The 7,000-nt window shown below is 52.2% G+C and carries 7 protein-coding genes; 4 read left to right on the top strand and 3 right to left on the bottom strand.

The window, feature by feature from the left end:
* Positions 1-420 precede the first annotated feature (420 nt).
* Positions 421-696 (top strand): DNA-directed RNA polymerase subunit L, encoded by a 276-nt coding sequence (locus ACLQMU_RS01595; protein WP_422148822.1) that lies wholly within the window; start codon positions 421-423, stop codon positions 694-696.
* Positions 697-1,291: 595 nt separating this feature from the next.
* On the opposite strand, the gene ACLQMU_RS01600 is transcribed toward ACLQMU_RS01595, so the two are convergent.
* The 3 genes from ACLQMU_RS01600 to ilvC form a co-directional block, all read right to left on the bottom strand.
* Positions 1,292-1,906 carry a translation initiation factor IF-2 subunit beta gene (locus ACLQMU_RS01600; RefSeq protein ID WP_424040736.1) on the bottom strand — a complete coding sequence of 205 codons (615 nt, stop codon included), beginning with the start codon at positions 1,904-1,906 and terminating at the stop codon, positions 1,292-1,294.
* A 147-nt stretch (positions 1,907-2,053) separates the two neighbouring features.
* On the bottom strand, positions 2,054-2,545 hold the full coding sequence (locus ACLQMU_RS01605; protein ID WP_422148824.1) for a flavodoxin family protein: 492 nt from the start codon (positions 2,543-2,545) through the stop codon (positions 2,054-2,056).
* Between the two features lie 110 nt (positions 2,546-2,655).
* On the bottom strand, positions 2,656-3,645 hold the full coding sequence (ilvC, locus tag ACLQMU_RS01610; RefSeq protein ID WP_422148825.1) for a ketol-acid reductoisomerase: 990 nt from the start codon (positions 3,643-3,645) through the stop codon (positions 2,656-2,658).
* Positions 3,646-3,756: 111 nt separating this feature from the next.
* Between ilvC and mptA the strand changes: the two genes are divergently transcribed.
* The 3 genes from mptA to frhD all read left to right on the top strand — a co-directional run bounded on the left by mptA (position 3,757) and on the right by frhD (position 6,966).
* A complete protein-coding gene (mptA, locus tag ACLQMU_RS01615) occupies positions 3,757-4,737 on the top strand; it encodes a GTP cyclohydrolase MptA (RefSeq protein WP_422148826.1) in 981 nt (326 codons plus the stop codon).
* A 299-nt stretch (positions 4,738-5,036) separates the two neighbouring features.
* On the top strand, positions 5,037-6,404 hold the full coding sequence (gene frhA, locus ACLQMU_RS01620) for a coenzyme F420 hydrogenase subunit alpha (protein ID WP_422148827.1): 1,368 nt from the start codon (positions 5,037-5,039) through the stop codon (positions 6,402-6,404).
* Positions 6,405-6,414: 10 nt separating this feature from the next.
* Positions 6,415-6,966, top strand: coding sequence for a coenzyme F420-reducing hydrogenase, FrhD protein (frhD, locus tag ACLQMU_RS01625; RefSeq protein ID WP_422148828.1), 552 nt, complete (start codon positions 6,415-6,417; stop codon positions 6,964-6,966).
* Positions 6,967-7,000: the final 34 nt, after the last annotated feature.

A 7,000-nucleotide genomic window follows, 5' to 3' on the forward strand; every position in this document is an offset into this window, starting at 1 on the left:
ATATTCCGGCTTGCCAATCTCTTAATTGTCTCCTTACATGACGACACATCATAGTAAGGAGACGCTGTACCTTAGATCTTTCGGTCGTCGGTACAACTCGTTTTTATTTAGGATTTCTACAGAGCAAAAAATCATTAAAATATGTGAGGGGTCCCCACTTCAGGGCCTCTCACAGGCATGGTTAAGCAAGGAATTTTTTTGTGATTTTATAGTCACTGATCCGCGACGGGAGGCACCCCTTCGGAAGTAGCGGCGTTCATCGCCCATGGGAGGAAGGTAACACTCCCCCATTACATCGGAATAATTCGAATCACCTGGGAAACGTATCCTTTTATTCTGGACAGGTTGGACAGAATTTTTACGGTACCGTACCGCGTTCACCCATACTTTAATAGTTCACAGGTGCCCAAACATAGGTGCATGATTGTAAAAGTACTTGAACTCGAAAAAGACAAGGCACGACTCGTCATCCAGGGGGAAGGTCATACGTTCATGAACGCCCTTGTCGAGGAAATCCTGACCGATCCGGACGTAGATGTCGCAAAATACACCATCGAGTTCCAGTTCTCAGACCCTGAACTGCTGGTGACCACAAAGAACGCGAAGAAAAACCCCCTGACCATCATAAAGAAGGCCTGCAAAAAACTCTCCGGTAACTGCGACGAACTCCTCAAAGGCCTTGCAAAACAGAAATAAGTGCACCCACAATAGTTCTTAAAATTCTTTTTCTGGCTCCGGAGATCTGCACATTATTCAATGCCACAAGCCTGCAGGACTCTAAAAAATAGTTTTTTCAGGGATTTTGTGAAAAGAGAATAAGAGTCCCCCAAACGTCTCATCCTGATATACACCCCATCGCAGGAAACTCTTCTCAAATCCCCGTTCAATAGTAAATTCAGGTCCGTAAAACTGTCCGTTTTTGTTGGGTCGGAAATGTCGCAATATATTTGCCCCGTTTGGCAAAATAACCTTGAATTGAGCCCCATATAATGCCTTTTATCGCCTCATAGGAGCCCTGCAAAGGCCGCGTTTTTTATTATCAATACAAAACCCATAAAGGCTAATAATCGGGTCTTAAAACCGCGCTATGAGATCGTTTTAATTCGTCCGATTTCAAAAATATGGCCTATTTGAGGTTATTTTTAAACGGAGCCCGATATGGGCTTCTTTTGGGGAGGTCAGACACCAATCGGAGGCCGGACTGACCCCGGATTGGATGCATAGAAGAGGGAGGGGTAACAGGGGGTTATCCCGGCCTTCCCTCGCCGCCCATTCCCCGGTCGATCCAGACCTATTCGGCCCGTTCGGTGAAGACAATCGACCCGGAGATCCGTGAGATCTTGATCTTCACGCTCTGGCCGGGTTTCGCGTTCGCGACATACATGATATAGCGGCCCATCTTCACAACTCCGTCGCCACGCTTTGAGAGCGACTGGATCTCGACATCCATGACCTGTCCCTCTTCAAGGTTCTCCGAGACCGGTTCGGTCCTTACCTTGCGCTTCCGGACCGGACGGTGACCTCCGCAGGCATCGCAGCGGAGGGTGAGAACCCGGTCATCCTTTACGAGGCGTGTATCAGGCTTGCCGCACTCGGAACAGATGACGTAATCGTCGACGTAGCTCTTGATGATCATCCGGAACAGCGATATTTCGAACTTCCCGTTGAAGATCGCACGGTTGCCGTCGATCTTTCCCGACGTCCCCAGCTCGCCGAGAATGTACTTCATCAGGTGATCCTTGTCGCGACGGACTGTGTCGGCGATCTCGGCGAAATTTTCAAGGATAGTGGTCTTGCCCTCAATGTATGCCTTTGCCTCGGGGACTACAAAACGTTCCGAAGATGCGGTTTTTTCTGATATATGGGAATAGGCATTTTTTAAGAGATCTTCATAAGAGTCCGTCATACGTGTGTACTATAAGGGTTGCGTAGGTGCAAAAGTCTTTCTCAAGCACCGGATCCAGATCCGCCCGGTGAAAAAATACACATCCAACGACATAATGGGGTAAAGAAAAGAGGTCCCAAAAAAGGTCGCTAACGTCCCACTGGAAGATTACATCAGTTTTGGCGCGGCCGCCGTCACAAAGGCAACAACCCCGGCATTTTTTGCATCATCCTCGATATCCTGCTGGTTGATGGATTCGAATCCCATAAAGCGCATGCCCCGACCCTCGATCCATTTTTTGAATACTTCCTTGCTCTGTCCGGGCCGGCCGCCGCAGGTGACAAACGCTACCGCCCGCTTATTCTCACAACCGGTCAGGGTATCGATGATCGTGTGGATGGCCGGTGTCGGCTTGAACGCCCAGACTGGCGAACCAAAAACTAAAAGATCGTACTCCTTTACATCCAGACGGGATGGCTCGATTGGCGTTTTATCTTCACTCACTGCCACTTTGCACTGCATAAGAAATCGTGTCAGCGCGGAGTGCTCTGCACGGTCATTCACTTCAACGAGGCGGCTGTCTATGGTGACGGACGCGATATGCTGCGCAACGTGCCGGGTGTTCCCTGTCTCGGAATGGTAGATGATGCAGATCTTCATGCAGAATAGAACGTATTTCATATCCAAAAAGTTTTCACACACCTTGCCTGTGCAGGCATTTCGTCCGGGGCGGGAAAAAAAGATTGCGGGAAAAAAGAAAGAGGATACGGTTATTTTCTGAACTGGGGCATCATGGCCCGTACTTCCTTGCCGGTCTCTTCAAGGAGGTGTTCCTCGTCAGCCTTCGTAAGCGCGTTAAAGACCGGGCGGTTGACCATATTTTCGAGCATCCATTCCTTTGCAAACTCGCCGCTCTGGATCTCACAAAGGATCTCTTCCATCGCTTCGTAGGCTTCAGGCCCGATTACCCGGGGACCCCGGGTCATATCCCCGTACTGAGCCGTGTTACTCACGTACTGGCGCATATTCGTAAGCCCGCCTTCGTAAATCAGGTCGACGATCAGTTTGAGCTCGTGGCAGACCTCGAGATATGCCATCTCGGGCGCGTACCCTGCATCGACGAGCGTCTCGAACCCGGCCTTGATAAGCGAGGCAGCCCCGCCGCAGAGCACTGCCTGTTCACCGAAGAGATCGGTCTCGGTCTCCTCGCGGAACGTGGTTTCCAGGACGACGGCACGCGTCGCCCCGATCCCTTTGGCGTATGCAAGCGCAGTCTTCTGGGCTTTTCCCGTGTGGTCCTGCTGGATGGCGATAAGTGCGGGTACGCCCTTGCCCTCTTCGTACTGCCGCCGCACCATGAAGCCGGGGCCCTTTGGCGCCACCATGATCACATCGATGTTTGCCGGCGGCTGGATCTGGCCGAAGTGGATGTTGAACCCATGGGAGAACATCAGGACCTTGTTCTCGGTGAGGTGGGGCATAATCTCGTTCTTGTAGACGGCCGCCTGGAGCTCGTCCGGCAGGAGAATCTGGATGATATCAGCCTTCTTTGCCGCTTCTGCAACGGAGAGAACGGTCATGCCGTCTTTTGCCGCGGCGTCCCAGCTCTTTCCCTTGCGCAGACCGATGATCACATCGAGGCCGCTGTCGCGTAAGTTCAGCGATTGCCCGCGTCCCTGCGAACCGTATCCGATCACCGCAATCTTCTTGCCCTTCAGCACCGAGAGATCGGCATCGGATTCATAGTATTTCTTCATCATGATCCAATCCCTTTGATATCAGCAACAAAGCACATAAATATTATATAAAAAAACTAAAGAAGCACACTTGCAAAACCAGCATGGATGCGATGACTTATTAAACACCCAGCAGTGGACAACGCCCCGGATCAGCCGTTCAGCGGGAAACTGCCCGATGTCCAGGCAACATCGCCCGATGTCAGGATCAACCTCACCCGGGTCGGGGTAAAAAACGTAAAAAAACTCGTGGAAGTTACCCGCCCCGATAAAAGGCCGGTCGTCTTTATCTCGAACTTCGATGTCTACGTGGACCTGCCCGGCAGCCTGAAGGGTGCCAACCTGTCCCGGAACTTCGAGGTGATCGATGAGGTACTCCAGCAGGCGATTGACGGCAAGGTCAACGAGATCGAGAACCTCTGCAGCGCGGTGGCACGCAAACTGCTTGACCGTCACGAGTATGCCGATCGCACGGAAGTACTCATGCGCAGCGAGTTCATGGTCAAGCGCGAGACTCCGGTGAGCCACACGACATGCCACGAGGTAGTCAAGGTGCATGCGCGGGCCATTGCAAAAAGGACCTTCCGCGAGCCGATCGTGAGGAAAAGCATCGGTGCCGAAGTCACGGGCATGACCGCATGCCCCTGTGCCCAGAACATCATGAAAGAGCGGGCAAACCACGTCCTTGAAGGACTGGGTATCGACCAAAAGACCATCGACGCGTTCTTTGCCGAAGTCCCGATGGCCACGCATAACCAGCGGGGCCGGGGCTTCCTCTGCATCGAAACCGATGACGACCAGCATGTCGACCTCGAAAAGATCATCCATATCCTCAAGGAGTCCATGAGCTCTGGTATCTACGAGCTCCTCAAGCGCGGCGACGAAAGTGCAGTGGTGCTTGCCGCGCACAAAAATCCACGATTTGTGGAAGACTGCGTACGGGAGATGGCAAAAAAAGTCCTGACCGGATTTGACTATCTTCCGGGCGATGCCGTGGTCACCATCAAGCAGACCAATGAGGAAAGCATCCACCAGCATGACGCGTACGCTGAACGGAGGGCTACGCTCGCAGAACTGCTGGATGAGCTCAATGGCGACCGGAAACTTTCAGATTGAAAAATACAAAACGGATAATGATAATGACCCGATAATATAACAAAGTTGTATTTTTTTCGGCCTGCTGGCGCGTCCGGAAAAAAACGGTAATTTTAGCACCGTTTTTATTTTAATGACCAATTTCCCTTTGCATTCTCTTTTCTGGTACCGGGAAATTAAAACAATAAACGTTATAAAATGGCTCGTTGTAGATAGAGTTGAACGTACTTTGTACGGTCAATTATCTCTAGAGATGAGAGATGTATAGAGTAATTTTGTACTGCAATCCGAACAACTCAACATAACATGAGGCGATAATATTGTCGAAAGTTGTAGAGATTTCCCCAACCACAAGGCATGAAGGACACTCCAAACTTGTCTTGAAGGTTAACGATCAGGGTATCATCGAGACGGGTAACTGGTGTTCCATTACCCCGGTGAGGGGTGTCGAGAAGCTTGCCGTTGGCAAGACCCCCGAACAGGTGCCGAAGATCGCATCCCGTGTCTGTGGTATCTGTCCGATTGCCCACACCCTTGCGGCAACCGAAGCGATGGAAGCATCCATCAAGTGCGAGATCCCGAAGGACGCAAAGATGCTCCGTCACATCCTGCAGCTCGCAAACCGGCTGCACAGCATTGCACTGCACGATATCCTGATCCTGCCCGACCTGTATATTCCGGGTACTGAGATGCAGATCAACCCGTTCACGGCAGAAGAACCGGTGCGCACCGTTGCAAAGCGCATCCAGCGCCTCCGTGAGATCGGCCAGACTGTTGGCCAGATCGCCGGCGGCGACTGCATCCACCCGAGAAACACCCGTGTCGGTGGTATGTACCGGAACTGTTCCGAGCAGGCCAAGATCAAGATGTACGACCTCGCAAAGGAAGGACTCGTCCTTGCCAAGGCCCAGATGGACTTCATGATCGCGGTCCTCCGGAACTACCAGGCACGCGAGTCGGTCAGCGTTGGCGGCATGAAGGTGCCCCTGCCCAAGACCCTCGGGTACCACAACCAGGGCTACCTCGCAACCCACGCGTTCTACGGTAGCTCAAGCCTGGAAGAATGCCCCAGCTGGGACATCAACCGGTTCAAGGAAGTCCGGCCATGGGATTGGTACATGGGTGAGATGGAAATCTCGCTCGAAGAGCCCAAGTATCCCATTGGCGGGACCACCAAGCTCGGCACCAAGGTCAACCCCCAGATGGAAGCCTGCACCGGCATCCCGATGTACGACGGCCAGCCCGTTGAAGTCGGCCCACGTGCACGTCTCGCAGTCTACAAGGGCTACGATGAGAAAGGCACGGTCGGCCAAAACGTTGCCCGTGAGATGGAGTACACTGACAGCCTATACGAGATGATCGACTGCATCGACGCACTTGACACAACAGGCAAGGTCGTTGCAGATTACATCCCCGACGGCGACGGCTCCCTGGGCTGGGCATCCAACGAGGCCCCCCGCGGCACCGATGTCCACCTTGCACGCGTCAAGGACTGGAAGGTTCAGTACTTCAGCATGCTCGTCCCGACCACGTGGAACTTTGCGACCTGCAGTGCCGCCCTCACCGGTGCACCATGGCAGCTTGCTGAAGTTATCATGCGCGGGTACGACCCCTGTGTGTCATGTGCAACCCACATGATCGTACTGGATGAAGACAACAAGTTAGTGGCTCAGAAGCTCATCCAGTGAGTGTCACCTGATGCTGCATTCGGAAATCGTAATAGTGGGATGCGGAAACCCCCTGTTTGGCGATGATGGGTTTGGCCCCGCGGTGATTGAGGAAATGGAGAAGCTCACACTTCCCGACAATGTAACAATACAGGACGGTGGCGCTGGAGCCCCGCACTTTATTTTTAATTTCCTTAATCCAGAAGTGACCAAGAAACTTATCGTCGTCGATATTTCAGATTTTAATGCAAAGCCTGGATCAATATCCAGAATCTCCGGGAAGGATCTAAAGCCAGGAGCCTACATTGACCCGCATTCATGGGATGGTACCGACCAGCTCTGTCGTATCAGAGATCAAATCGATACTACAGTGATCCTGTGCCAACGGTCAAAGGTCCTGAAAAAGGGAGATGCAGACGTTGACATGGAGCTTTCAGAAGATGTGAAAAACGCGATTCCGAAAGCAATCCGGGTAATACTCGAAACTATTGGAGTGGATTATGGGACTACTATCAAGTGTATTCAAGAAGAACGCCAGCCCGGAACCGCCAAAACCAGCTGCGGCTCCCTCAAAATCAGCTGACGTTGCAGTAAAACCAGCAGAAACAAAAAAGGAG

It is taken from the genome of Methanoregula sp. (assembly GCF_052325125.1).
Classification (GTDB): domain Archaea; phylum Halobacteriota; class Methanomicrobia; order Methanomicrobiales; family Methanospirillaceae; genus Methanoregula.

Excerpts from the sequence above, each read along its gene's own strand:
- ACLQMU_RS01595 (WP_422148822.1), top strand. The coding sequence starts at position 421 with ATGATTGTAAAAGTACTTGAACTCGAAAAAGACAAGGCACGACTCGTC.
- ACLQMU_RS01600 (WP_424040736.1), bottom strand. The coding sequence starts at position 1,906 with ATGACGGACTCTTATGAAGATCTCTTAAAAAATGCCTATTCCCATATA.
- ACLQMU_RS01605 (WP_422148824.1), bottom strand. The coding sequence starts at position 2,545 with ATGAAGATCTGCATCATCTACCATTCCGAGACAGGGAACACCCGGCAC.
- ilvC (WP_422148825.1), bottom strand. The coding sequence starts at position 3,645 with ATGATGAAGAAATACTATGAATCCGATGCCGATCTCTCGGTGCTGAAG.
- frhD (WP_422148828.1), top strand. The coding sequence starts at position 6,415 with ATGCTGCATTCGGAAATCGTAATAGTGGGATGCGGAAACCCCCTGTTT.